A 25,710-nucleotide genomic window follows, 5' to 3' on the forward strand; every position below is an offset into this window, starting at 1 on the left:
TTCAGTACGTTGAATCAAATCACCTACGTAATAAATATTTTCGGCTTTCAAACAATTTGCCGAACGAACTGTCAGATCCAAATCATCAATTGCCTGCAATAAAGCTGGATCAATCGGCGGCTGTTTTGGTTCTGATGCTGCTTCTTCAATGACAGTAAAATCTACAAAAGATGTTAGCTGATCACTCAAGATAGTTGCTGCGTATTTAATCGCGTCTTCAGCATCTAACGTTCCATTGGTTTCAACATCAAGGATCAGTTTATCCAAGTCAGTACGGTTTTCGACACGGGCACTTTCTACCGCATAAGTAACCAAACGTACAGGACTGAAAGATGCATCAAGATGTAACTGTCCAATTGCACGGTCTTCATCTTCACCTAAAGCTCTGGTATTGGCAGCAGAATAACCACGGCCTTTAACAACCTTAAATGTTACAGAAAGACTGCCACCAGTCAGATTAGCAATGACATGTTCCGGGTTGGTTACCACAACATTGTGCGGCAACTGAATATCAGCAGCAGTTACAGGGCCAACACCTTCTTTATTCAAGCTTAAAACAGCTTCAGTAGCATCATGCAGCTGAACTGCAATACCTTTCATATTTAAAAGGATGTCTAAAACATCTTCCTGAACGCCAGTAATTGCTGAGTATTCATGCACAACACCGTCGATTTGTGCTTCAACAACAGCAGCGCCTTCCATTGAGGAAAGCAGGATTCTGCGCAATGCATTACCTAGCGTATGTCCAAAACCACGTTCAAGCGGCTCCAGAACCAGACGTGTACGTGTGTCACTAAACTTCTGGATATCGACGATCCTTGGTTTAAGAAATTGACTCGTATAAGTCGTCATGCAAATTCCTCTAATAAATCCTTAACGGATTTAGTTATGTCTATTTCGAGTAAAGCTCTACAACCAGGTTTTCTGAAAGTTCGGCCGGCAATTCATCACGTTCAGGAGCGCGTTTGAACACACCTGACAGCGCTTGCGTATTTACTTCAATCCATTCAGGAAAACCTAACTGCTCTGCTACTGACATAGCATTAACAATGCGTTCTTGTTTTTTAGCTTTCTCACGGATTTCAACTACATCACCTTCTTGAACTTGATAAGAAGCGATGTTGGTGACACGTCCATTAACCATGATTGCTTTGTGAGAAACCAATTGTCTGGATTCAGCACGTGTTGATCCAAAGCCCATTCTATAAACAACATTATCAAGTCTTTGCTCAAGAAAGTTCAGCAGGTTTACACCAGTTGCACCTTTCTTCTGATCAGCAAGTTTGTAGTAGTTACGAAATTGCTTTTCAAGTACGCCATACATACGACGAATACGTTGTTTCGCACGCAACTGGACAGCATAGTCTGATTCCCGACCACGTCTTGCACCATGTTGACCTGGCTTTTGTTCAACCTTGCACTTGCTTTCAAGAGGGTTACCTCTGCTTTTCAGAAAAAGGTCTGTACCTTCTCTGCGGCTTAATTTGCAAGTTGGGCCACGATATTTTCCCATTTGTGATACTCCAAAAACCTGTTAAACGCGACGACGCTTAGGAGGACGGCAACCATTATGTGGAATGGGCGTCACGTCTGTAATATTAGTAATTTTGAACCCTAAGTTATTAAGGGCACGGACTGCAGATTCGCGTCCTGGACCTGGACCTTTAATTTCTACATCCAGATTCTTCATACCGAACTCTTTCACAACTTCGCCAGCCTTTTCAGCAGCGACCTGTGCAGCAAACGGGGTACTTTTACGAGAACCACGGAAACCACAACCGCCGGCAGTTGCCCAAGAGAGCGCATTACCCTGGCGATCTGAAATCGTTATGATCGTATTATTGAATGATGCGTGAACGTGTGCGACACCGTCGACCACATTCTTCTTAACGCGTTTGCGTTGTCGTGCTGATGTATTTGCCATCGAAGCCTCTTACCTTACTTAATCATACGGCGAGGACCTTTACGAGTCCTTGCGTTAGTTTTAGTTCTCTGCCCACGAACTGGCAGACCTCTGCGGTGGCGAACACCACGGTAGCAACCTAAGTCTTTAAGACGTTTAATATCCATTGAGACTTCACGACGCAAATCACCTTCAACAACAAATTTAGCCACTTCAGTACGAAGTGCCTCAACTTCCTGTTCGTTTAAATCACGAATTTTTGCGTCAGGCGCAACACCTGCAGCCTCACATATTTTCTCAGAGCGAGTCCGACCAATGCCGTAAATCGAAGTGAGTGCGATTACTGTGTGCTTTTGCACAGGAACATTTATACCAGCTATACGAGCCATTCAATTACCCTAAATTTCTCAGGAGTGAACAGTGAATTGTAACATACAAAACTACAGTTCAACAACAATCACAAAACAGCCAAGTTATCCTTGACGTTGCTTATGTCGAGCTTCTTTACATATAACGCGAAGAACCCCGTTTCTTTTAACGATCTTGCAATTACGGCAAATCTTTTTTACTGATGCCTGAACTTTCATTAGATTTTCTCCAGCAAACTATTTTGTAAAGCTAGCGCAAAAACCCGCCAGCTCCATTATTATTCTTGTTTGATTTACGCATCAAACTTTCATACTGCTGCGACATCATGTGTGATTGGACTTGCGATACAAAATCCATAGTCACTACAACGATGATAAGCAAAGAGGTACCACCGAAATAGAAAGGTACACTCCAGTAAAGTATGAGAAACTCCGGCAATAAACAGACTGCCGTAATATAAACAGCACCAGCTAATGTTAATCGACCCATTACGGTATCGATATAACGCGAAGTTTGCTCACCAGGTCTAATTCCTGGAATAAAAGCACCAGACTTCTGCAAATTTTCTGCTGTTTCTTTAGGGTTGAAAACCAACGCCGTATAAAAGAAGCAGAAAAAGATAATCGCTAATGCATAAGCCATTACATACATAGGTTGGCCTGGTGACATTAATGTAGAAATATCACTTAACCAGCTCATGCCTTCTGACGAACCAAACCAGCCAGCAATTGTTGCAGGAAACAATATAATGCTTGATGCAAAAATCGGTGGTATTACACCCGCCATATTCAATTTCAACGGTAAATGGGTAACTTGACCCGCCATCATTTTCCGACCTTGTTGACGCTTCGCATAATGGATGGGAATACGTCTCTGGGCACGCTCAACAAATACAACAAAAGCAGTTACAGCAAGAGCCATCACTAATAAAGCTATCACCAGGAATGGTGCAAGCTGACCAGTTCTCGCGAGCTCTAACGTCCCACCAATTGCAGCTGGAAGACCAGCAACAATACCGGCAAAAATGATTATAGAAATACCGTTACCAATTCCACGTTCAGTAATCTGCTCGCCTAACCACATCAGGAACATTGTTCCTGTAACCAATGTAATCACAGCAGTGACTCTAAATAGCATACCCGGATCAATAACAACTCCCATACCACCGGCCTGCTGACTTTCCAATGCAATCGAAATACCGATTGCCTGAAATGTCGCTAATGCCAAGGTGCCATAACGAGTGTATTGAGTAATCTTGCGTTTACCTGCTGCACCTTCTTTCTTTAGCTGGGCTAACTTGGGGTGAACAACCGTCAAAAGCTGCATAATAATTGATGCAGAAATATAAGGCATGATACCTAAAGCAAATACAGACAACCTTTCCAGTGCGCCACCAGAAAACATGTTAAACATATCGAGGATTGTGCCTCTTTGTTGTTCAAACATGATGGCCAGCGCAGCTGGATCGATACCAGGTACAGGAATAAATGTTCCTAACCGATAAACGAGCAATGCACCCAAAACAAATAGAAGACGACTTTTAAGCTCTCCATATCGTCCTCCGCTCATTAATGCAGCAGCTTGTTGTCTGTTTTTTTCCACAAATATTACTCTTCGACCTTACCACCGGCAGCTTCTACCGCAGCTTTAGCGCCTGCAGTAAGTGCCATACCTTTAATTGTTACTGATTTAGTAAGCTCACCAGAGTTAATTACTTTTACACGTAACGTGTTTTCAGGCACTGCACCAACTGATTTTAATGTCAGCAAATCGATCACATCTGCATCAATAGCAGAGAGCGTATCCAGACGAACTTGAGCAGTTGTTCTGCTCACCCGTGAACTGAAACCAACCTTAGGTAAACGACGCTGTAAAGGCATCTGACCGCCTTCAAAACCACGTTTATGAAAACCACCTGAACGCGCTTTTTGACCTTTATGACCACGGCCACAAGTTTTACCTAAGCCTGAACCAATGCCACGACCAACACGTTTGGCTGATTGCTTTTCACCTTCAGCTGGAGCAATTGTATTTAAGTTCATTTTTATGCTTCCTCAACCTTCAACAGGTAAGAAACACGATTAATCATGCCTCTATTTTCAGGTGTGTCGATGACGACAGCACTACTTCCTGTTTTTCTTAAACCTAAACCTGCAACACAGGCTTTATGTTTTTCAAGTCTGCCAATGGTACTTTTAACCAAAGTGACTTTTAATTTTGCTTGTGAACTCATTTGATTATTCCATGATCTCTTTAACCGACTTACCACGTTTGGCAGCGATAGATTCAGGGTTATTCATGTCAGTAAGACCATTAATCGTGGCACGAACCACATTTAAAGGATTGGTTGAACCAATCGATTTGGCCAGAACATTATGAACACCTACAGCATCAAATACCGCACGCATTGCACCACCGGCAATTACACCCGTACCTTCAGAAGCAGGTTGCATAAATACCTTAGCGGCACCGTGACGTGCAGTCAGAGGGTGGTGCAGGGTATCACCATTAAGCACGACTTTCTTCATATTTTTCCGTGCTTCGTCCATTGCCTTTTGAATTGCAACTGGTACTTCCCGTGCTTTACCTTGTCCGAAGCCAACACGACCATTACCGTCACCAACAATAGTCAATGCGGAAAAACCAAATACTCGACCACCTTTCACTACTTTAGCGACGCGACGAATACCTACTAACTTTTCTATCAAGCCATCTGATGCGGCTTGGCGTTGTTCATTCTGTGCCATGAGTCTTACCTTATATAACTAAAACTGCAAGCCGTTTTCACGTGCTGCATCAGCCAGGGCCTTAACGCGACCGTGATAACTAAAACCGGAACGATCAAAGGCAACTTGTGTAATACCTTCTTTAGCTGCACGTTGTGCAACAGTCTTTCCAACCAATTCGGCTGCAGCTACATTTCCAGTACCTTCAAGTGCTTTTTTCACTTCAGGGTCCAAAGTTGAAGCAGAAGCCACCACTTTAGAACTGTCGTGAGTAAGGACCTGTGCATAGATATGACGCGGTGTTCTGTGAATTGTCAGTCTATAAACTTCCAACTCTCTGATTTTGGCACGCGCTCTTGCAGCTCTGCGTAATCTTGACGATTTTTTATCCATGATTCAGCCTAATTATTTTTTCTTAGCTTCTTTACGAGCAACATATTCATCTGAGTAACGAACGCCTTTACCTTTATATGGTTCAGGTGAACGATAAGCACGAATATCTGCAGCCACTTGTCCGACCGCTTGTTTGTCAGCGCCCGTAACAACAATTTCTGTTTGACTTGGGGTTTCAACTGTAATGCCAGCTGGCACATCATATTGAACAGGATGTGAAAAACCCAAAGTCAGGTCGAGTTTGTTACCTTGTGCTTTTGCACGATAACCCACCCCAACCAATGTAAGCTTCTTTTCAAAACCTTTTGAAACACCATTAACCATATTGTTAATTAATGCTCTAGCAGTTCCGGTAAGGGCAACAGCTTGTTTTGAATTATTTTTTGCGACGGTCTTGAGTGCAGATCCTTCCTGCGACACTTCTACATCGGAATGAAAAGTACGTGATAATGTTCCTTTCGAACCTTTAATCGTTACTTCACTACCGTTGAGAGCAACCTCAACACCAGCGGGTATTTCAACTGGCGCATTTGCAATACGTGACATGTTCTATCTCCTGGAAATAAGGCTTAGCTAACGGCACACAGGACTTCACCGCCCTGACCAAGTGCACGCGCTTTACGATCAGCCATCACACCTCTAGAGGTAGAAACGATAGCAACACCAAGCCCACCAATTACTTGCGGAATATTTCCCGCAGAACGGTAGACTCGAAGGCCTGGACGGCTGATACGGTTGATTTGCTCAATAACCGGTTTGCCTTCAAAATATTTCAGGCTAATACTAAGCAACGGTTTTCCTGCATTTTCATTAACACTGAAATCTGCAACATAACCTTCGTCTTTAAGGACCTGAGCAATACTCATTTTAACCTTAGAAGATGGCATGGTTACATCAACTTTGTTTGCCTGTTGGGCATTGCGAATACGTGTCAACATATCAGCAATAGGGTCAGTCATACTCATTTAATTTAGCTCCACTAAACAGATTGGCATCTACCAACTAGCCATGACTAGGCCAGGGATATCACCATTCATTGCATGTTCGCGCAGTTTGTTTCTTGAAAGACCAAACTTACGGTAATAACCGTGTGGACGACCAGTAATTTCACAACGATTTCTCATACGAACTGCACTTGAATTACGTGGTAACGCATGAAATTTCTTTGCAGCAACTTCACGTTCTTCCATGCTTAATGATGAATTGATCATTTGTTTTTTCAATTCAGCACGTTTTGCAGCGTATTTTTCAACCATTTTTGCTCTTTTAATCTCGCGATTAATCATGCAACGTTTAGCCATAACTTATTCCACCCGGACTTGGTTTATTTTCTAAAAGGAAACTTGAATGCAGCCAATAAAGCACGTGACTCTTCTGCTGTAGATGCAGTAGTCGTGATGGTAATATCCATACCACGTGTTTTATCGATCTTATCAAACTCAATTTCAGGGAAAATGATTTGCTCTTTAATCCCCATACTGTAGTTTCCTTGACCATCAAATGATTTCGGGTTTAATCCACGAAAGTCACGAATTCTCGGAATAGAAATGCTAATCAGACGATCAAGAAAGTCATACATACGCTCACTGCGTAATGTAACTTTACAACCAATCGGCCAGCCTTCACGTACCTTGAAACCTGCTACTGATTTACGGGCTTTCGTAACCACAGCTTTCTGACCGGAAATAGCTTCCATGTCCGAAACTGCATTTTCGAGGACCTTTTTATCAGTCAGCGCTTCACCAACACCCATATTCAAGGTGATTTTGGTAATGCGTGGCACTTCCATTACGGATTTGTAGCCGAACTGCTCTTGCAGTTGCTTGACTACTTCTTCACGATAAAAATCTTTTAATCTGCTCACTTTAATATCCCAACTCTAAGCTCAAGCGCCAACGGTTTCGCCGTTCGACTTGAAGACGCGAACTTTGCGGCCATCTTCGAGAAATTTGAAACCCACTTTATCGCCTTTTCCAGAAGCTGGATTGAGCAAAGCAAGATTCGACTCATGAATTGGCATTTCTTTTTCAACAATACCACCTGTGCGACCTAACGCCGGGTTTGGCTTAGTGTGCTTTTTGACAAGATTGATGCCTTGAACAACAAACTTACCACCTTCGACCCGACGTAGGATTTCGCCTTGTTTGCCACGATCTTTACCCACCGTAACAACAACTTGATCGCCTTTAACTAATCTTTCCATCTTTCAGCGCTCCTACTTAAAGTACTTCCGGTGCCAATGAAATGATCTTCATGAATTTCTCACCACGAAGCTCACGTGTGACCGGGCCGAAAATACGTGTACCAATTGGCTGATGTGCAGCATTCAATAGAACAGCAGCGTTAGTATCGAAACGGATAACCGAACCATCTGGGCGGCGGACTCCTTTACGAGTTCTAACGATGACAGCATTGTGCACATCACCTTTTTTTACTTTTCCACGCGGCGCAGCCTCTTTAATGGTGACTTTAATAACATCACCAATACCGGCATAACGACGGTGTGAACCACCTAAAACTTTGATGCATTCTACTCGTTTAGCACCGCTATTATCGGCCACATCGAGACTGCTTTGCATTTGAATCATGGTCTAAACTCCAAACTGAATAGTTGCTTACTTCGCACGATCAATAATGTCGGCCAGCTTCCAGCACTTCGTCTTAGACAGTGGGCGCGATGAGGCAACACTTACTACGTCACCAATATTGCATTCATTTTTTTCATCATGTACATGCAATTTGGTTGAACGTTTAACATATTTTTTGTAGATAGGATGGGCAACACTACGTTCTACTAAAACAGTAATTGTTTTATCCATCTTGTCACTGACAACACGACCAATTAAAGAACGTGTAGTATTTTCTTGTTCACTCATTTCAGTGCCCTATTTATTCTCAGTCAGTACAGTCTTGATGCGTGCAATGTCACGGCGCACACGTTTAAGTTCAGAATTACGTGTCAATTGGCCGGTAGCGTTTTGCATACGCAAATTAAACTGTTCCTTGTGAAGTTCACCCAGCTCTTTAGCCAGGTCCTCAGCAGATTTTTGTCTAATTTCACTCGCTTTCATTACAGTATCGCCCGAGTTACAAATGTTGTTTTAACAGGAAGTTTAGCTGCAGCAAGACGAAATGCTTCACGAGCAATCTCTTCAGTCACACCTTCCATTTCATAAAGCATGCGGCCTGGTTGTACATTCGCTACCCAGTACTCGACATTACCTTTACCTTTACCTTGGCGAACTTCCAATGGTTTACTTGAAATTGGCTTATCTGGAAATACACGGATCCAGATCTTTCCACCACGCTTGATGTAGCGAGTCATAGCACGACGAGCTGCCTCAATCTGGCGAGCAGTAATACGTCCGCGATCTAATGACTTCAAACCGAACTCACCAAAACTTACTTTGGCGCCACGGTGGGCCAGGCCACGGTTGCGCAGCTTCTGCTGCTTTCTAAATTTCGTTCTTTTTGGCTGTAACATTGGTTATAACCTTATTTTTCTGCAGGTGCGTTTTGTGCCGGAGCATCAAAAACTTCACCTTTAAAAATCCAAACCTTAACACCGATAATACCGTAGGTTGTTTTTGCTTCTGCAGTACCATAATCGATATCAGCACGCAGAGTGTGCAAAGGTACGCGGCCTTCACGGTACCATTCGGTACGGGCAATCTCTGCGCCGTTGAGGCGACCAGCAACATTAATACGAATACCTTCAGCACCAACACGCATAGTGTTAGTAACTGCACGCTTCATAGCACGACGGAACATAATGCGACGTTCAAGCTGTTGCGCAACACTTTCTGCAACCAAGGTTGCATCAAGCTCTGGCTTGCGAATCTCTTCAACGCCAACATTGACAGGAATACCCATGATTTCTGATGCTTCCCGGCGAAGTTTGTCGATATCTTCACCTTTCTTACCAATTACAATCCCTGGACGGGCTGTATGAATGGTAATTTTTGCATTCTTAGCTGGTCTGTCGATTTGAATCTTGCTCACAGAAGCATGTGCAAGTTTCTGCTTAAGATAGTTACGTACCTTCAGATCATTATTCAGCATTTCCGAAAAATTGGCTGAATCTGCATACCAAATTGAATTCCAATTTTTAATTATACCAAGTCTGAAACCAGTTGGGTGAACCTTTTGTCCCATAAGTATTCTCTCTTACTTTTCGTCTACAACCACAGTGATGTGGCTTGTACGTTTAAGAATGCGATTACCACGGCCTTTAGCACGAGGTGACATACGCTTCATAGTCGGACCGTCATCAACCATTACGGCCGAGACGTATAATTCATCGATGTCAGCACCATCGTTGTGTTCAGCATTTGCAATCGCTGAATCCAAAACGCCTTTCATTAAATCAGCAGCTTTTTTAGGGCTGAAGGCTAGAATGTTGATAGCACGTTCAACGGGTAAACCTCTGATTTGATCCGCTACCAAACGCACTTTTTGTGCTGAAATGCGTGCATAGCTGAGTTTAGCTTTTGTAGCCATATCTTAACCTTATCGCTTAGATTTCTTATCAGCGGCATGACCTTTAAAGGTGCGCGTTGGTGAAAACTCACCCAACTTATGCCCTACCATATCTTCTGTGACAAACACAGGTACATGCTGTTTACCATTGTGAACAGCCAGTGTGAGACCAATCATATCCGGGGAGATCATAGAACGACGTGACCAAGTTTTGATCGGACGTTTGTTACTTGCATCTCTCGCTTCCAAGACCTTCTTTTCAAGGTGATGGTCAATAAATGGACCTTTTTTAATTGAACGCGGCATGTGAAATTCCTAGCCTTTTATTTACGATTACGACGACGTACGATCATATTATCCGTACGTTTATTCTTACGAGTCTTGTAGCCTTTAGTCGGCACACCCCATGGTGTAACAGGATGACGACCACCTGATGTGCGGCCTTCACCACCACCATGAGGATGGTCTACCGGGTTCATAACCACACCGCGAACGGTTGGTCGAACACCACGCCAGCGTTTAGCACCCGCTTTACCCAATGAACGTAATGAATGTTCGCCGTTACCGACTTCACCCATTGTTGCTTTACAATCAAGAGGTACCTTGCGTGTTTCTCCGCTACGCAGACGAATAGTCGCGTAACCATTTTCACGTGCGACATATTGAACACTGCTACCAGCACTACGAGCTATCTGAGCGCCTTTGCCAGGTTTCAATTCAACACAATGAACAGTACTACCTAATGGAATAGCTGAAAACTTTAACGTATTACCAGCACGTATTGCTGCGTTATCACCTGATTCCAGACGATCACCTGCAGTAATACCTTTAGGAGCAATAATGTAACGCTTTTCACCATCCGCATAATTCAACAGAGCAATATGCGCTGTACGGTTTGGATCGTATTCAACACGCTCAACAACAGCTGGAATTCCATCTTTGTTGCGTTTGAAATCAACTACACGGTAGCGTTGTTTATGACCACCACCTTGATGGCGGACAGTAATACGACCGGCGTTGTTACGTCCACCATTTTTAGTCTTTTTCTCTACCAAAGGTGCATAAGGTGCACCTTTGTACAGATCTGGAGTACTGACCTGCACCACAAATCTGCGACCTGCTGATGTAGGTTTAGCCTTTTTTAATGCCATTCCTGTTTCCTCACCCGTATTCTGTATTATTCGCCAAGGAAGTTGAGATCAGCACCATCAGCTAATGTCACATAGGCTTTTTTCCAGTCACTGCGTTTACCGAAACTACGGCCTACACGTTTGACTTTGCCTTTAACATTGGCTGTTGATACAGCAGCAACTTTCACATCAAAAAGACTTTCTACAGCTTTTTTGATTTCAGCTTTGTTGGCGTTAGGTAATACTTTCAGTACTACCTGATTATGATCTTCGGCAACACGTGATGCTTTTTCAGCAACCACTGGGCCAAGAATGATTTTGCTTAAGCGCTCTGTATTCATACAAATGACTCCTCAAGCTTGCGAATTGAGTCTTCACTCATTACGACTTTTTCAAAACGCAATAATGCAACTGGATTAACGTGAGCAGCATCTGTCGCGGCAATGTTATACAGATTACGAGATGCAAGCGCCAGATTACCGGCAGCATTTTCGGTTACGATTAAAGCATTGTCGACACCCAGTGATTTAGTCATTGCTAACAAATCTTTTGTTTTAGGTGAATCGAGTTCAACTTTATCTACCACGACTAATGCATCTTTACGGCGCAACTCTGACAAAATGACAGATATCGCATTCCGATACATTTTACGATTGACCTTCTGGCTGTAATCGCGATTTTTTGATGCGAATGTAACACCACCGCTACGCCATAATGGACTGCGGATGGTACCAGCACGTGCACGACCACTACCTTTTTGTGCAAAAGGTTTTCTACCGCCACCGCTCACTTCCGAGCGTGTTTTCTGTGCGTGCGTACCAGCACGTCCACCCGCTAAATAAGCGGTGACAACTTGGTGCACAAGTGACTCATTAAACTCACGATCAAGAAAGGTATCAGAAACAGTGATGTTTCCGGCTTTCTTACCGTTGAATGTTTGTAACTGAAGATCCACGTTAATTCCCCTCAGAATCTTTCTTAGGCTTTCACAGCTGGGCAGACAACGACATTACTGCCGGTCGCACCTGGCACTGAGCCTTTGACCAAAATCAGGTTCCGTTCCGCATCCACTCTGACAACAGAAAGATTTTGCAACGTGCGTTTTTTATCACCCATATGGCCAGCCATTTTTTTACCCTTGAACACACGTCCAGGAGTTTGACATTGACCAATTGAACCCGGCGCTCTATGTGACAAAGAGTTACCGTGTGTTGCATCACCGCCACGGAAACCGTAACGCTTAACAACACCAGCAAAACCTTTACCTTTTGTCAGACCTGAAACATCAATCTTCTGACCAGCTTCAAAAATATCTACTTTAATTTCAGCACCAACGGCAAGATCGTCATGCGAATCCACACGGAACTCACAAACTTTACGGCCTGCTGCTGCCTGAGCCTTGGCAAAATGTCCTGCCTGCGGCTTGGTCACACGTGAAGCTTTACGCTCTCCCACTGTGACTTGAATCGCGTTGTAGCCATCTGTATCGACAGATTTCATCTGACTGATACGGTTTGGTTCTACCTCAATAACAGTAACCGGAGTTGAAACACCATCTTCAGAAAAGATGCGTGTCATACCACGTTTACGTCCGATGAGTCCGATAGTCATGACCCAACCCCTCTTAGTTCAACTTAATCTGGACATCAACGCCAGCGGCGAGATCCAGCTTCATCAGAGCATCAACTGTTTTATCAGTTGGCTCAACAATATCCATAAGACGCTTGTGCGTACGGATTTCGTACTGTTCACGTGCATCTTTGTTTACATGTGGTGAAATCAGCACAGTGAAACGTTCTTTTTTGGTCGGCAATGGAATTGGTCCATTGATACGAGCCCCAGTACGTTTTGCTGTTTCAACGATTTCCTTAGCTGATTGATCAATCAAACGATGATCAAATGATTTCAGCCTAATTCTAATAGTTTGGGTTGCTGCCATTTCTATTACTCAACGATTTTACTGACGACGCCAGCACCAACGGTGCGGCCGCCTTCACGAATAGCAAAACGTAAACCTTCTTCCATCGCAATCGGATTGATTAAAGTTACGTCCATCTTGACGTTATCACCAGGCATAACCATTTCTACACCAGAGGGTAATTCACAGGCACCTGTGACGTCGGTTGTACGGAAATAAAACTGTGGACGGTAACCATTGAAAAATGGTGTGTGACGGCCACCTTCGTCTTTCGACAAAATGTACACTTCCGCTTCAAATTTTGTATGGGGCTTGATAGTGCCCGGGTGCGCCAGTACCTGTCCACGGTCAACGTCTTCACGTTTGGTACCGCGTAACAACACACCAACGTTGTCCCCTGCCTGACCTTGGTCCAGCAGTTTGCGGAACATTTCAACACCTGTACAGGTAGTTTTCTGCGTGTCTTTGATACCAACGATTTCGAGTTCGTCGCCAACTTTGACAATACCACGCTCTACACGACCGGTTACAACCGTACCACGACCAGAGATAGAGAAAACGTCTTCGATAGGCATTAAGAATGCACCATCAATCGCTCGTTTCGGCTCTGGGAAGTATTCGTCCATCGCTTCAGCCAGACGCATAATTGAAGGAGCACCAATTTCGCTGGTATCGCCTTCCAATGCTTTCAGTGCTGAACCAACAATAATTGGGGTGTCATCACCTGGGAAGTCATATGAATCCAATAATTCACGTACTTCCATTTCTACCAGTTCAATCAGCTCAGCATCATCAACCATGTCTGCTTTGTTCAGGTAAACAATGATGTATGGAACGCCAACCTGACGTGACAACAGAATGTGTTCACGTGTTTGTGGCATCGGGCCGTCTGCTGCGTTAACCACCAGAATCGCACCATCCATCTGTGCTGCACCCGTGATCATGTTTTTGACATAGTCAGCATGGCCTGGGCAGTCTACGTGGGCGTAATGACGATTCGCTGTTTCGTATTCTACGTGCGCTGTCGCAATCGTGATGCCGCGCTCTCTTTCTTCCGGTGCGTTATCAATATCCGCGTAATTTTTGAATTCGCCACCTGATGCTTCTGCCATTACTTTGGTAATCGCAGCTGTCAGTGTCGTTTTACCATGGTCAACGTGACCTATGGTGCCCACGTTTACGTGGGGTTTTGTACGTTCAAATTTTGCCTTGGACATCTGTCTACCTCGTTCAACTATGTTTTATTTCGTTTTGTTAATGATTGCTTCAGCCACATTTCCAGGAATTTCACTGTACTTCGCAAACACCATCGAATACGTTGCGCGTCCCTGTGTTGCTGAGCGTAAATCTGTTGCGTAACCGAACATTTCTGCTAATGGCACTTCTGCCTTAATTATTTTTCCGCTTGGCGCATCATCCATACCGTTGACCAAGCCGCGACGGCGATTTAAATCACCCATCACATCTCCCATATAATCTTCGGGAGTAACCACTTCAATATTCATTATCGGTTCAAGTAATGCAGGCGACGCATCAAATGCACCGTTTCTAAAGGCCATCGAGCCAGCAACTTTAAAAGCCATCTCATTTGAATCGACATCATGGTAAGAACCGTCAAACAAAGTTACTTTGACATCTTCCACAGGGTAGCCGGCTATTACACCATTTTTCATCTGCTCTTGTATACCCTTATCTACAGATGAAATGTATTCTTTTGGAACTGTCCCGCCGATCGTGGCATTTTCAAAGGCATATCCACTGCCTGAAGGCATTGGTTCCAAACGTAACCAGACATGACCATATTGGCCACGGCCACCACTTTGGCGCACGAATTTGCCTTCAGCTTCTACTGTTTTACGGATAGTTTCTCTATAAGCAACTTGAGGCGCGCCGACATTCGCATCAACACCAAATTCGCGTTTCATACGATCGATAATAATGTCGAGATGCAGCTCGCCCATTCCGGCAATAATTGTTTGTGCGGATTCTTCATCCGTACGAACACGGAAAGATGGGTCTTCTTTGGCCAACTTACCTAATGCGATAGACATTTTTTCCTGATCAGCCTGTGTTCTAGGTTCGATTGCCACCGAGATAACGGGCTCAGGAAATTCCATTCGCTCAAGTGTAATAATATGATCAGGATGGCAAAGCGTTTCACCAGTTGTTGTATCTTTCAGTCCGATCGCTGCAGCTATATCACCGGCATAGACTTCGGTAATCTCTTCTCGACTGTTGGCATGCATTTGAACCAAACGACCAATACGTTCTTTTTTTCCCTTAACAGGATTAAAAACGGCATCGCCTGATTTCAAAACACCGGAGTAAACACGGAAAAAAGTTAAAGTACCAACAAACGTATCAGTAGCAATTTTAAATGCTAAAGCAGCAAAGGGTTCTTTGTCATCCGCCTGTCTTGTTGCGTATTCTTCTCTTTCAACATCGACCAGTCCTTTAATGGCTGGTACTTCGGTAGGTGAAGGTAAATATTCAACAACCGCATCCAATACAGCTTGAACGCCTTTGTTTTTGAAGGCAGATCCACAAAAAGCCGGAACGATTTCGTTTGCTAGGGCCAGGGATCGAATACCTTGCTTAATCTGTTCGTTAGTAAGCACGCCGGTATCAAGATACTGATTCATTAATTCTTCGTTTGCATCAGCAGCGGCTTCAACCAGCTGTTCACGATATGTCTCGCACTCGGAAAGCATATCGCTTGGAATTTCGCGAGCGTCATAGGTCACACCCATGTCGTCCTGATTCCAATAAATTGCCTGCATACGCACCAAGTCGACAACACCTTCAAAGCGTTCTTCTGCACCAATAGGTAATTGCATAACAACAGGTCGCGAGCCTAAACGTTTCTTAATTTGGTCAACGACACGAAGAAAGTCCGCTCCCTGACGATCCATCTTATTAACAAAAGCCAGACGAGGGACATGATATTTATTTGCTTGACGCCAGACAGTTTCTGACTGAGGCTCTACGCCACCCACTGCACAGAAAACTGCAACGGCACCATCAAGCACACGCAGCGAACGTTCGACTTCGATAGTGAAGTCAACGTGACCTGGTGTATCAATAATATTTATTCGATGTTGGGGAAATTGTTGATCCATACCGGCCCAGAAGCAGGTAGTAGCAGCAGAGGTAATAGTAATACCCCGCTCTTGCTCCTGTTCCATCCAGTCCATAGTAGCAGCACCGTCGTGAACCTCACCAATTTTATGTGAAATACCCGTGTAAAACAGCACGCGCTCTGTCGTTGTGGTTTTACCCGCGTCGATATGCGCCATGATGCCTATATTCCGGTATCTATTAATAGGTGTACTACGTGCCACTATAGCTACTCTTTACGATCAACAATGTTAAAGAACGAAATCTTGCCTGAATCTGGTCAGGCAAGGGGTATTACTTAAAATCTGAAATGTGAGAAAGCTTTGTTAGCTTCTGCCATACGATGAGTATCTTCTTTCTTCTTGACGGCAGTACCTTTGCCTTCATAGGCATCAGACAATTCACCAGCAAGGCGCATACCCATTGATTTTTCGCCACGTTTACGTGCGGCTTCTACCAGCCAACGCATTGCTAAAGCAACACGACGCTCAGCACGAACTTCGACAGGTACTTGGTAAGTTGCACCACCAACGCGACGTGACTTAACCTCGACCATAGGACTGATATTTTCAATTGCTTTCTGGAAAATCTCTAAACCATTACCACCTTTATTTTCGGACACTGAAGCCAGTGCGCCGTAAGTGATTTTTTCAGCAACCGATTTTTTACCATCTTTCATGATGACGTTAATAAACTTTGCCAACCCAATATTTGCATATTTTGGATCTGGCAGAACTTCTCGCTTAGCAACAACCCTTCTTCTTGGCATTTCTATATCCTAAAACTTTAATTTACGCTCAGTGCTTCCCGGGGTTTTAACCTTTAGGACGTTTTGCACCATATTTAGAGCGGCCTTGACGACGTGCAGAAACACCAGAGGTATCCAAAGCACCACGCACAGTGTGATAACGCACACCAGGCAAATCTTTTACACGACCACCACGAATTAATACAACGCTATGCTCTTGCAGATTGTGACCTTCACCACCAATGTATGAAGTCACCTCAAAACCATTAGTTAAACGCACACGAGCGACTTTACGCATCGCTGAGTTTGGTTTCTTAGGTGTTGTTGTGTAAACACGAGTGCAAACACCACGACGTTGAGGACAAGCCTGCAAAGCCGGAACATTATTCTTTTTCTTTTGCTTCAATCTCGGTTTACGAACCAACTGATTAATTGTTGCCATTAATACAACCTTAACAAATATCTATTGATGGTAGCCTGCGATACTAAATCTTCTCGCATTACCATTCCAGTAAAAAGCGGGCATCCAAATTAAGGATGCCCGACAAAGAAGAGGAATTTTACAATGCACTAATGCATTGCGTCAAGGCTTCTTTTAAGAAGCTTCGTTGATTTCTTCCTCACTATTTTCAATCACTTCCGTTACAGGTTCAGTTTTTGGAACCGATCCACCGTGACGGCGACGTTGACGCTCTTTATGATACGCCAGACCGGTACCGGCAGGTATCAATCGACCCACAATTACATTTTCTTTCAACCCACGTAAACTATCACTCTTACCGGTTACTGCGGCATCAGTCAGTACACGTGTTGTTTCCTGGAACGAAGCTGCTGAAATGAAGGAGTCTGTAGCCAATGATGCTTTGGTAATGCCCAACAGCATTGGTGTAAACAGAACACCCAGTTTATCCTGTCCAGCTAATTCATCATTAGCATCAAGTACTCGATCAAATTCAACCTGCTCGCCTTTGAGGAATTTGCTGTCACCGGCAGCATCAATTTCAACTTTACGCAACATCTGTCTAACAATAACCTCAATGTGCTTATCGTTAATCTTAACGCCCTGTAAACGGTAAACTTCCTGTACTTCACTGACCATGTAGTTTGCCAATGCCAGAATTCCTTTCAGTCGCAAGATATCATGCGGATCTTCTGGACCATCAACTATCATTTCACCTTTTTCAATGTGTTCACCTTCAAACACTGAAACATGGCGCCATTTTGGTATCAGCTCTTCGTGTGGATCGCCTTCTTTAGGCGTAATAATCAAACGCTGTTTACCTTTGGTTTCTTTACCAAAACTAATGGTACCGCTGATTTCTGCCATCAATGCAGGATCTTTCGGTTTACGTGCTTCGAACAAGTCAGCAACACGTGGCAGCCCCCCGGTAATATCACGGGTCTTACTGCTTTCCTGAGGAATACGCGCCAGGATATCACCAATCTCAACTTCCATTCCGTCAGTAACACGAACAATTGCACCACCTGGCAGGAAGTATTGAGCCGGAATATCCGTTCCTACAATATTGACGTCATTACCATGGTCATCAACCAACTTAACCATAGGACGCATATCTTTCGCTGCACTACTACGCTGTTTTGGCTCACGAATAATCAAACTGGTCAGGCCAGTGACCTCATCCACTTGCTTATCAACGGTAACACCTTCAACCAGATCGCTTAAACGAACATGACCTTTTACTTCCGTTACAACCGGATGAGTATGTGGATCCCAGGTTGCTACGATTTGTCCTGCATCAACTGCATCATCATCTGCTACAGCAATTTCAGCACCATATGGAATCTTGTAACGTTCACGCTCACGGCCATTTTCATCAATCAGATGCAATTCACCAGAACGGGAAACAGCGATAAATTTACCGGCCGAGTTTTCTACAGCCTTGATGTTGAAGTAACGGATATGACCTTTAAACTTCAGCACAACTGAATTATCTGCAGCGGTACGAGATGCGGCACCACCGATGTGGAAGGTACGCATGGTTAACTGTGTACCTGGTTCACCGATAGATTGTGCAGCAATAACCCCAACAGCTTCACCAACATTAATCTTATGTCCACGACCAAGATCACGACCATAACATGAAGCACATACACCGTAGCGTGATTCACAGGTAATAGCACTGCGAACCATAACTTCGTCAATACCTTCTCGTTCCAGTTTTGTAACAGAGCCTTCATCAATCATATGGCCTGTTTGCAGTACGACTTCGCCTTCACTGTTTAATACGTCTTCAGAAACAACACGACCCAAAACACGTTCACCCAAGGCTTCAACGACATCACCACCTTCGATTATTGGTGTCATGCTAATACCGTTAGAGGTACCACAATCATCTTCGATAACAACCAAGTCCTGCGATACGTCAACCAGACGACGGGTCAGATAACCCGAGTTAGCTGTTTTCAATGCAGTATCGGCAAGACCTTTACGAGCACCATGCGTTGAGATGAAGTACTGTAATACATCGAGGCCTTCACGGAAGTTAGCCGTAATAGGTGTTTCGATGATTGAGCCGTCCGGCTTAGCCATCAGGCCACGCATACCCGCCAACTGACGAATCTGTGCAGCACTACCACGAGCACCTGAATCAGCCATCATGTAGATGGAGTTCATTGATTGTTGCTGAACCTGATTACCTTCGGCATCAAGTACGGTATCGGTACCCAGACCATCCATCATTGCTTTAGCAATTTGATCGTTGGTACGAGACCAGATATCGATGATCTTGTTGTAACGTTCACCATCAGTAACCAAACCAGAAGCATATTGCGTGGCAATTTCTTCCACTTCAGCTTCAGCTTTAGCCAGAATGTTGCCTTTGGCTTCTGGTATCACCATGTCATCTGCACAAACAGACGCACCTGACATAGTGGCCTGGTTAAAGCCCAGATACATCAGTTGATCAGCAAAAATAACGGTATCTTTTAAACCTAAACGACGGTAGCAAGTGTTGATCAGGTCACCAATCGCTTTCTTAGTCATGGTGCGATCAACAACGGCAAAAGGCAGACCTTTTGGCACAATACTAAACAACATTGCACGACCTACAGTTGTTTCAATGCGAATTGTACGGTTCTGTTCGGGTTCTGGCAGCGTGACATCAGTTTCTTCAATACGGACCATCACTTTTGCATGTAATGAGACCGCTTTATTATCATATGCACGTCTCAGTTCGGAGATATCTGCAAAACGACTGCCTTCACCCTTTTCATTCACTAAAGAACGGGTCATGTAATACAGACCCAAAACAACGTCCTGTGATGGGATAATGATTGGTTCGCCATTGGCTGGTGACAAAATATTATTTGTCGCCATCATCAACGAACGTGCTTCCAGTTGTGCCTCTAAAGACAATGGTACGTGAACAGCCATTTGGTCACCGTCAAAGTCGGCGTTATATGCCGCACAGACCAACGGATGCAACTGGATTGCCTTACCTTCAATCAATAATGGTTCGAAAGCCTGGATACCTAAACGATGCAGTGTTGGTGCACGGTTAAGTAACACTGGATGTTCGCGAATAACTTCTTCAAGAATATCCCAAACTTCCGGCCCTTCCCGTTCTACCATTTTTTTGGCAGCTTTAATTGTAGTGGCTTGACCACTACGTTCCAGTTTGCCGTAAATAAATGGTTTAAACAGTTCCAACGCCATTTTTTTCGGCAAGCCACATTGGTGTAGTTTCAGATATGGGCCTACCACGATAACTGAACGACCTGAATAGTCGACACGTTTACCGAGCAAGTTTTGGCGGAAACGGCCCTGCTTACCTTTGATCATATCAGCCAAAGATTTTAATGGCATACGGTTGGTGCCGGTAATCGCACGGCCACGACGACCGTTATCTAGCAATGCATCCACTGATTCCTGCAACATGCGTTTTTCATTACGCACAATGATATCTGGAGCATTCAAATCCAACAGACGCTTCAGACGATTGTTACGGTTTATCACGCGTCGGTACAGATCATTCAGATCTGAAGTCGCAAAACGACCACCATCCAATGGAACCAAAGGACGTAAATCTGGAGGCAATACCGGTAACACTTCCATGACCATCCATTCCGGTTTATTACCTGAATCCAGGAAGGCTTCCATTAATTTCAAACGTTTGGTCAGCTTCTTAATCTTGGTTTCGGAATTGGTGCCTTCGATTTGATCTCGAATGACATCGACCTCTTTAGTCAAATCAATATTTCTTAACAATTCCTGAACCGCTTCGGCCCCCATACGAGCATCAAATTCATCGCCGTATTCTTCGACTGCTTGCATGAACATTTCATCAGAAAGTAATTGGCCTCTTTCCAAAGGAGTCATGCCCGGATCAACAACAATAAACGCTTCAAAATATAAAACACGTTCAATGTCACGTAAGGTCATATCCAAGAACAGTGAAATACGTGATGGTAGAGATTTCAAAAACCAGATATGTGCAACCGGACTGGCAAGTTCAATATGGCCCATGCGTTCACGGCGTACTTTAGCCACAGTGACTTCAACACCACACTTTTCACAAATTACGCCACGATGTTTCAGGCGTTTGTACTTACCACACAAGCATTCGTAGTCTTTAACCGGACCAAAAATCTTGCAACAGAACAAACCTTCACGTTCTGGCTTAAAGGTACGGTAGTTAATAGTTTCCGGCTTTTTAACTTCACCAAACGACCAGGAACGCACCATTTTTGGTGATGCCAGACCGATACGAATCGCATCAAATTCTTCTGGCTGGGTTTGTTGCTTTAACATGTTAAGCAAATCTTTCATATTTTTTCTCCGCTGTCGTTAAACGACATATGTCCTGATTATCGGTTTGCGTTCTTTACTCTTCAACCAGGTCGACATCAATACCCAGTGAGCGAATCTCACGTGTTAATACTTTGAAGGATTCAGGCATACCTGCATCCATCCGATAATCACCATCAACGATGTTTTTATAAATCTTGGTCCGGCCGTTAACATCATCCGATTTGACTGTCAGCATTTCTTGGAGTGTATAGGCAGCACCATATGCTTGCAGTGCCCAAACCTCCATCTCACCAAATCGCTGACCACCAAACTGAGCTTTACCACCCAACGGCTGTTGCGTGACAAGGCTGTAAGGGCCAGTCGAACGAGCATGCATTTTGTCATCCACCAAGTGATTCAGTTTCAGGATGTGCATATAACCAATAGTAACCGGTCGATGGAATATTTCCCCCGTACGACCATCTATAAGTTTTGCCTGGCCTGTTGTAGGTAAGCCAGCAAGATCTAACATCGCCTTAATTTCGCCTTCGTCAGCACCGTCAAATACTGGTGTTGCCATCGGCACACCAGCTTGCAGATTGCCAGCTAGTTCAATGATTTCTTCATCATTTAATGAATCCAAATCTTCTTTCTTACCGCTGGTGTTATAGATCTTGCCCAAGAACTCTCTCAGTTCTGCAATATCTCGTTGTTGCTGCAGCATTTCTTCGATCTTATAGCCCAGACCTTTTGCAGCCCAACCAAGATGAACTTCCAAGATCTGACCGATATTCATACGTGATGGAACACCAAGCGGATTCAGAACGATGTCAACCGGACGACCGTCCTGGGTATAAGGCATATCTTCAACCGGGACGATATTTGAAATAACACCTTTATTACCATGACGACCAGCCAATTTATCACCAGGCTGGATACGACGTTTAACCGCCAGAAAAACTTTAACCATACGTTGAACGCCTGGCGCCAGATCATGACCAGAGGTCAGCTTATCTTTCTTGATTTGGAAAGCTTCATCCATATCAGTACGATACTGCTTGATTTGGTTGGCAGTAGATTCAAGCATTGCGTTCAGTTCATCTGAAGCCATCTGAATGTCATACCACTGAGATTTCTCCAGGGTTTTCAGATATGCCTTGGTGATTTTGTCACCTTTCTTCAGACCAGGCGCTTTATCTGCGACTTTTCCTGACAGGTTACGTTCCAGCCGAGCAAAAACGTCATCGACCATAATACGATGTTGATCTTTTAAATCTGCCCAGACTTTTTCCAGTTCTGCTTTTTCAATCTGGCGAGTACGTTCGTCTTTTTCAACACCATCACGAGTGAAAACTTGAACATCAACGACTGTACCGTAAGTACCTGAAGGTACTCGTAAAGAAGAGTCCTTAACGTCAGCAGCCTTTTCACCAAAGATCGCTCTTAGCAGCTTTTCTTCAGGTGTTAATTGCGTTTCACCTTTAGGAGTGACTTTACCGACAAGAAAATCGCCAGGCTTAACTTCAGCACCAACATATACAATGCCTGATTCATCCAGTTTAGCCAGAGCACTTTCACTAACGTTGGGAATATCACCCGTTACTTCTTCAGTACCTAACTTGGTATCACGCGCCAGACAATTCAGTTCCTGAATATGAATGGTGGTGAAACGATCTTCTTCAACAACACGTTCTGATAACAAAATCGAATCTTCGAAGTTGTAACCATTCCACGGCATAAAGGCAACCAGCATATTTTGTCCCAGCGCCAACTCACCTTTGTCAGTTGAAGGACCATCTGCCAGGACGTCACCTTTGGCAACAATATCACCAGGCTTGACGATCGGACGTTGGTTTATCGTTGTGCTTTGATTGGAACGGGCATATTTGATCAGGTTATAAATATCAACACCAGATTCGTTATCTTCCGTTTCGTCATCATTTACTCGAATAACGATACGACTCGCATCAACGGAATCCACCTCTCCGCCACGTTTTGCAGTGACCATGACACCTGAATCCTGAGCAACAACACGCTCCATACCAGTACCGACTAATGGCTTATCAGCACGTAATGTTGGTACCGCCTGACGTTGCATGTTCGACCCCATCAATGCCCGGTTAGCATCATCATGTTCCAGGAACGGTATTAATGATGCAGCTACCGACACAACCTGACGTGGAGAAACGTCCATCAACTGCACTTGTTCTGAAGGCATTAAGGAAAATTCATTTTTATGACGACATGGAACCATGTTGTCAGCAATTGAAAAATCTTCATTCAGATTGATAGTTGCCTGCGCAATACGGTATTCACCTTCATCAATTGCAGACAAATAAACGATTTCATCAGTTGCTTTACCATCAATTACTTTACGGTACGGTGTTTCAATAAAACCATATTGATTAGTTCTTGCATAACATGCCAAAGAGTTAATCAACCCGATGTTCGGGCCTTCCGGCGTTTCAATGGGGCAAACACGACCATAATGTGTTGGATGAACGTCACGAACCTCAAAGCCCGCTCGCTCGCGCGTCAAACCACCAGGCCCTAAAGCTGACACACGTCTTTTGTGAGTTACTTCAGATAGTGGGTTATTTTGATCCATGAATTGTGATAATTGACTTGAACCAAAGAATTCTTTAATCGCGGCAGCAACCGGCTTGGCATTGATGAGTTGCTGTGGCATCAAACCTTCAGATTCTGCAATGCTCAGACGTTCACGAACGGCACGTTCAACACGGACCAAACCGACACGGAACTGGTTTTCTGCCATTTCGCCAACACTTCGTACCCGGCGGTTACCAAGGTGGTCAATATCATCGACAACACCAAATCCGTTACGAATAGTGATCAATTCTTTCAAAACAGCTACGATATCTTCTTTAGATAAGATTCCCTCACCATCAAGTTCTTCACGACCCAAACGGCGGTTAAACTTCATCCGGCCAACATTAGACAGGTCATAACGATCCTGGCTGAAAAACAGACTGGTAAATAAATTCTGTGCAGCATCTTCAGTTGGTGGCTCGCCAGGACGCATCATGCGATAGATTTCAACTTTGGCCTCTAACGCGCTACGTGTTTCATCAAGGCGCAAGGTATCAGAGATAAATGGACCATGATCCAGATCATTTGCGTAAATAGTATCTATTACATTGATACCAAAACGTTCAAAAGCATCAAGCAAGTCACTGGTAATTTCATCATTAGCATTAGCTAATAATTCACCTGTAGCAGGATCAACAACATCCTTTGCGATGACCTTACCAATCAAATACGTCGTTGGCACAGCCAAGGTTGTCATTGCAGACTTTTCCATCTGGCGGATATGACGGCCAGTAATCTGGCGCTCAGCCTCAACAATAACTTCACCCGCAGCATTGGTAATTTCAAATGGAACGGACTGTCCACGTAAACGCTGAGGCTCCAATGCTAATTCAAAACCATCGTCTTTTCGGGTGAAAGTATCGTTTTCAAAGAAAATCTCCAAGATTTCCTGATTACTATATTCCAAAGCACGTAACAAGATAGATGCTGGTAATTTACGGCGTCTGTCGATACGTACAAAAACAGCATCTTTTGGATCAAATTCAAAGTCGAGCCATGAACCACGGTAAGGAATAACACGAGCGTTATAAAGAATCTTGCCTGAGGAGTGTGTTTTGCCTTTGTCACTATCAAAGAACACACCTGGGGAGCGATGTAATTGCGAAACGATTACACGCTCTGTTCCATTAATAACGAAGTTACCTTTTTCCGTCATTAATGGGATTTCACCCATATAAACTTCCTGCTCTTTAATGTCTTTAACGACTTTTTGTTTTGCAGGGGCGTCTTTATCGTAGATAACCAGACGCATTTTTACTCTTAGAGGTGCCGCATAGGTCACACCACGAAGTTGACATTCCTTAACGTCAAAAGCAGGTGTTCCGAGACGATAGCTGACATATTGCAGTTCAGCCATTCCAGTGTGACTCTTAATCGGAAACACTGATTGAAATGCCGCATGCAAACCCATTGCATTGCGCTCATCAGCAGGGACGACCATTTGCAGGAAATCCTGATAGGAATTGACCTGAGTTGCCAGTAAGTTTGGAACGGTCAAGACACTTGGACGCTTGCCAAAATCTTTACGAATCCGTTTTTTCTCGGTAAACGTATAAGCCATGTATTA

33 protein-coding genes (1 of these 33 running past the window's edge) are annotated in these 25,710 nt (G+C 44.0%); all 33 read right to left on the minus strand.

Going from position 1 to position 25,710, the window contains the following annotated elements; genetic code table 11:
• Nucleotides 1–852, minus strand: partial view of a DNA-directed RNA polymerase subunit alpha gene (locus Q7A_RS13860; protein WP_014707470.1) — the 5' portion only. Its footprint begins 132 nt before the window's first position; the window shows 852 of its 984 coding nt (coding positions 1–852); the start codon lies at nucleotides 850–852; the stop codon falls past the left edge of the window.
• A gap of 40 nt (nucleotides 853–892) precedes the next feature.
• Nucleotides 893–1,513: a 30S ribosomal protein S4 gene (rpsD, locus tag Q7A_RS13865; RefSeq protein ID WP_014707471.1), complete on the minus strand. Its 621-nt coding sequence runs from the start codon at nucleotides 1,511–1,513 to the stop codon at nucleotides 893–895.
• A gap of 21 nt (nucleotides 1,514–1,534) precedes the next feature.
• Nucleotides 1,535–1,924 (minus strand): 30S ribosomal protein S11, encoded by a 390-nt coding sequence (rpsK, locus tag Q7A_RS13870; protein ID WP_014707472.1) that lies wholly within the window; start codon nucleotides 1,922–1,924, stop codon nucleotides 1,535–1,537.
• Nucleotides 1,925–1,938: 14 nt separating this feature from the next.
• Nucleotides 1,939–2,292: a 30S ribosomal protein S13 gene (gene rpsM, locus Q7A_RS13875; protein ID WP_014707473.1), complete on the minus strand. Its 354-nt coding sequence runs from the start codon at nucleotides 2,290–2,292 to the stop codon at nucleotides 1,939–1,941.
• A gap of 84 nt (nucleotides 2,293–2,376) precedes the next feature.
• Nucleotides 2,377–2,490, minus strand: a complete 114-nt coding sequence (gene rpmJ / locus Q7A_RS13880; RefSeq protein WP_009726913.1) for a 50S ribosomal protein L36 — start codon at nucleotides 2,488–2,490, stop codon at nucleotides 2,377–2,379.
• A gap of 31 nt (nucleotides 2,491–2,521) precedes the next feature.
• Entirely contained in the window at nucleotides 2,522–3,874 is a 1,353-nt protein-coding gene (gene secY / locus Q7A_RS13885; protein WP_014707474.1) for a preprotein translocase subunit SecY, read from the minus strand.
• A gap of 5 nt (nucleotides 3,875–3,879) precedes the next feature.
• Entirely contained in the window at nucleotides 3,880–4,314 is a 435-nt protein-coding gene (gene rplO / locus Q7A_RS13890) for a 50S ribosomal protein L15 (RefSeq protein ID WP_014707475.1), read from the minus strand.
• A gap of 2 nt (nucleotides 4,315–4,316) precedes the next feature.
• Nucleotides 4,317–4,505 carry a 50S ribosomal protein L30 gene (rpmD, locus tag Q7A_RS13895; protein ID WP_014707476.1) on the minus strand — a complete coding sequence of 63 codons (189 nt, stop codon included), beginning with the start codon at nucleotides 4,503–4,505 and terminating at the stop codon, nucleotides 4,317–4,319.
• Nucleotides 4,506–4,509: 4 nt separating this feature from the next.
• Nucleotides 4,510–5,019: a 30S ribosomal protein S5 gene (gene rpsE, locus Q7A_RS13900; protein WP_014707477.1), complete on the minus strand. Its 510-nt coding sequence runs from the start codon at nucleotides 5,017–5,019 to the stop codon at nucleotides 4,510–4,512.
• Nucleotides 5,020–5,037: 18 nt separating this feature from the next.
• Nucleotides 5,038–5,391 carry a 50S ribosomal protein L18 gene (rplR, locus tag Q7A_RS13905; protein WP_014707478.1) on the minus strand — a complete coding sequence of 118 codons (354 nt, stop codon included), beginning with the start codon at nucleotides 5,389–5,391 and terminating at the stop codon, nucleotides 5,038–5,040.
• A 12-nt stretch (nucleotides 5,392–5,403) separates the two neighbouring features.
• The gene (gene rplF / locus Q7A_RS13910; RefSeq protein ID WP_014707479.1) at nucleotides 5,404–5,937 is read right to left on the minus strand and encodes a 50S ribosomal protein L6; all 534 of its coding nucleotides are present in this window, start codon (nucleotides 5,935–5,937) and stop codon (nucleotides 5,404–5,406) included.
• Between the two features lie 23 nt (nucleotides 5,938–5,960).
• The gene (gene rpsH / locus Q7A_RS13915; RefSeq protein ID WP_014707480.1) at nucleotides 5,961–6,356 is read right to left on the minus strand and encodes a 30S ribosomal protein S8; all 396 of its coding nucleotides are present in this window, start codon (nucleotides 6,354–6,356) and stop codon (nucleotides 5,961–5,963) included.
• Between the two features lie 30 nt (nucleotides 6,357–6,386).
• Nucleotides 6,387–6,692, minus strand: a complete 306-nt coding sequence (gene rpsN / locus Q7A_RS13920) for a 30S ribosomal protein S14 (protein ID WP_014707481.1) — start codon at nucleotides 6,690–6,692, stop codon at nucleotides 6,387–6,389.
• Between the two features lie 23 nt (nucleotides 6,693–6,715).
• Nucleotides 6,716–7,255, minus strand: coding sequence for a 50S ribosomal protein L5 (gene rplE, locus Q7A_RS13925; protein ID WP_014707482.1), 540 nt, complete (start codon nucleotides 7,253–7,255; stop codon nucleotides 6,716–6,718).
• A 21-nt stretch (nucleotides 7,256–7,276) separates the two neighbouring features.
• Entirely contained in the window at nucleotides 7,277–7,594 is a 318-nt protein-coding gene (gene rplX / locus Q7A_RS13930; RefSeq protein ID WP_014707483.1) for a 50S ribosomal protein L24, read from the minus strand.
• A 16-nt stretch (nucleotides 7,595–7,610) separates the two neighbouring features.
• Nucleotides 7,611–7,979, minus strand: coding sequence for a 50S ribosomal protein L14 (gene rplN, locus Q7A_RS13935; RefSeq protein ID WP_089418555.1), 369 nt, complete (start codon nucleotides 7,977–7,979; stop codon nucleotides 7,611–7,613).
• A 27-nt stretch (nucleotides 7,980–8,006) separates the two neighbouring features.
• Nucleotides 8,007–8,267 (minus strand): 30S ribosomal protein S17, encoded by a 261-nt coding sequence (rpsQ, locus tag Q7A_RS13940; RefSeq protein ID WP_014707485.1) that lies wholly within the window; start codon nucleotides 8,265–8,267, stop codon nucleotides 8,007–8,009.
• 9 nt (nucleotides 8,268–8,276) lie between these two features.
• On the minus strand, nucleotides 8,277–8,462 hold the full coding sequence (gene rpmC / locus Q7A_RS13945) for a 50S ribosomal protein L29 (protein WP_014707486.1): 186 nt from the start codon (nucleotides 8,460–8,462) through the stop codon (nucleotides 8,277–8,279).
• Entirely contained in the window at nucleotides 8,462–8,875 is a 414-nt protein-coding gene (rplP, locus tag Q7A_RS13950; protein ID WP_014707487.1) for a 50S ribosomal protein L16, read from the minus strand. Before rplP ends, rpmC begins: the two co-directional genes overlap by 1 nt.
• Nucleotides 8,876–8,886: 11 nt before the next feature.
• Complete coding sequence (gene rpsC, locus Q7A_RS13955) at nucleotides 8,887–9,546, minus strand: 30S ribosomal protein S3 (protein WP_041354581.1); 660 nt, start codon at nucleotides 9,544–9,546, stop codon at nucleotides 8,887–8,889.
• Between the two features lie 12 nt (nucleotides 9,547–9,558).
• Nucleotides 9,559–9,891: a 50S ribosomal protein L22 gene (rplV, locus tag Q7A_RS13960; RefSeq protein ID WP_014707489.1), complete on the minus strand. Its 333-nt coding sequence runs from the start codon at nucleotides 9,889–9,891 to the stop codon at nucleotides 9,559–9,561.
• A 9-nt stretch (nucleotides 9,892–9,900) separates the two neighbouring features.
• On the minus strand, nucleotides 9,901–10,176 hold the full coding sequence (gene rpsS, locus Q7A_RS13965; protein ID WP_041354584.1) for a 30S ribosomal protein S19: 276 nt from the start codon (nucleotides 10,174–10,176) through the stop codon (nucleotides 9,901–9,903).
• A gap of 17 nt (nucleotides 10,177–10,193) precedes the next feature.
• The gene (gene rplB / locus Q7A_RS13970; protein WP_014707491.1) at nucleotides 10,194–11,021 is read right to left on the minus strand and encodes a 50S ribosomal protein L2; all 828 of its coding nucleotides are present in this window, start codon (nucleotides 11,019–11,021) and stop codon (nucleotides 10,194–10,196) included.
• Nucleotides 11,022–11,047: 26 nt separating this feature from the next.
• The gene (gene rplW / locus Q7A_RS13975) at nucleotides 11,048–11,341 is read right to left on the minus strand and encodes a 50S ribosomal protein L23 (RefSeq protein ID WP_014707492.1); all 294 of its coding nucleotides are present in this window, start codon (nucleotides 11,339–11,341) and stop codon (nucleotides 11,048–11,050) included.
• Complete coding sequence (gene rplD / locus Q7A_RS13980; protein WP_014707493.1) at nucleotides 11,338–11,955, minus strand: 50S ribosomal protein L4; 618 nt, start codon at nucleotides 11,953–11,955, stop codon at nucleotides 11,338–11,340. Before rplD ends, rplW begins: the two co-directional genes overlap by 4 nt.
• 23 nt (nucleotides 11,956–11,978) lie before the next feature.
• Complete coding sequence (rplC, locus tag Q7A_RS13985) at nucleotides 11,979–12,611, minus strand: 50S ribosomal protein L3 (protein ID WP_014707494.1); 633 nt, start codon at nucleotides 12,609–12,611, stop codon at nucleotides 11,979–11,981.
• Nucleotides 12,612–12,624: 13 nt separating this feature from the next.
• On the minus strand, nucleotides 12,625–12,939 hold the full coding sequence (rpsJ, locus tag Q7A_RS13990; RefSeq protein WP_007144672.1) for a 30S ribosomal protein S10: 315 nt from the start codon (nucleotides 12,937–12,939) through the stop codon (nucleotides 12,625–12,627).
• A gap of 5 nt (nucleotides 12,940–12,944) precedes the next feature.
• Nucleotides 12,945–14,135 (minus strand): elongation factor Tu, encoded by a 1,191-nt coding sequence (gene tuf, locus Q7A_RS13995; protein ID WP_014707495.1) that lies wholly within the window; start codon nucleotides 14,133–14,135, stop codon nucleotides 12,945–12,947.
• A gap of 24 nt (nucleotides 14,136–14,159) precedes the next feature.
• Complete coding sequence (gene fusA, locus Q7A_RS14000; protein ID WP_014707496.1) at nucleotides 14,160–16,214, minus strand: elongation factor G; 2,055 nt, start codon at nucleotides 16,212–16,214, stop codon at nucleotides 14,160–14,162.
• Between the two features lie 119 nt (nucleotides 16,215–16,333).
• Entirely contained in the window at nucleotides 16,334–16,804 is a 471-nt protein-coding gene (gene rpsG, locus Q7A_RS14005; RefSeq protein ID WP_014707497.1) for a 30S ribosomal protein S7, read from the minus strand.
• Nucleotides 16,805–16,850: 46 nt separating this feature from the next.
• Nucleotides 16,851–17,225 carry a 30S ribosomal protein S12 gene (gene rpsL / locus Q7A_RS14010; RefSeq protein WP_007144668.1) on the minus strand — a complete coding sequence of 125 codons (375 nt, stop codon included), beginning with the start codon at nucleotides 17,223–17,225 and terminating at the stop codon, nucleotides 16,851–16,853.
• Nucleotides 17,226–17,378: 153 nt separating this feature from the next.
• Entirely contained in the window at nucleotides 17,379–21,572 is a 4,194-nt protein-coding gene (rpoC, locus tag Q7A_RS14015) for a DNA-directed RNA polymerase subunit beta' (protein WP_014707498.1), read from the minus strand.
• A 55-nt stretch (nucleotides 21,573–21,627) separates the two neighbouring features.
• Nucleotides 21,628–25,704, minus strand: a complete 4,077-nt coding sequence (gene rpoB / locus Q7A_RS14020) for a DNA-directed RNA polymerase subunit beta (RefSeq protein WP_014707499.1) — start codon at nucleotides 25,702–25,704, stop codon at nucleotides 21,628–21,630.
• Between the last annotated feature and the right edge of the window lie 6 nt (nucleotides 25,705–25,710).

Source organism: Methylophaga nitratireducenticrescens (assembly GCF_000260985.4).
Classification (GTDB): Bacteria; Pseudomonadota; Gammaproteobacteria; order Nitrosococcales; family Methylophagaceae; genus Methylophaga; species Methylophaga nitratireducenticrescens.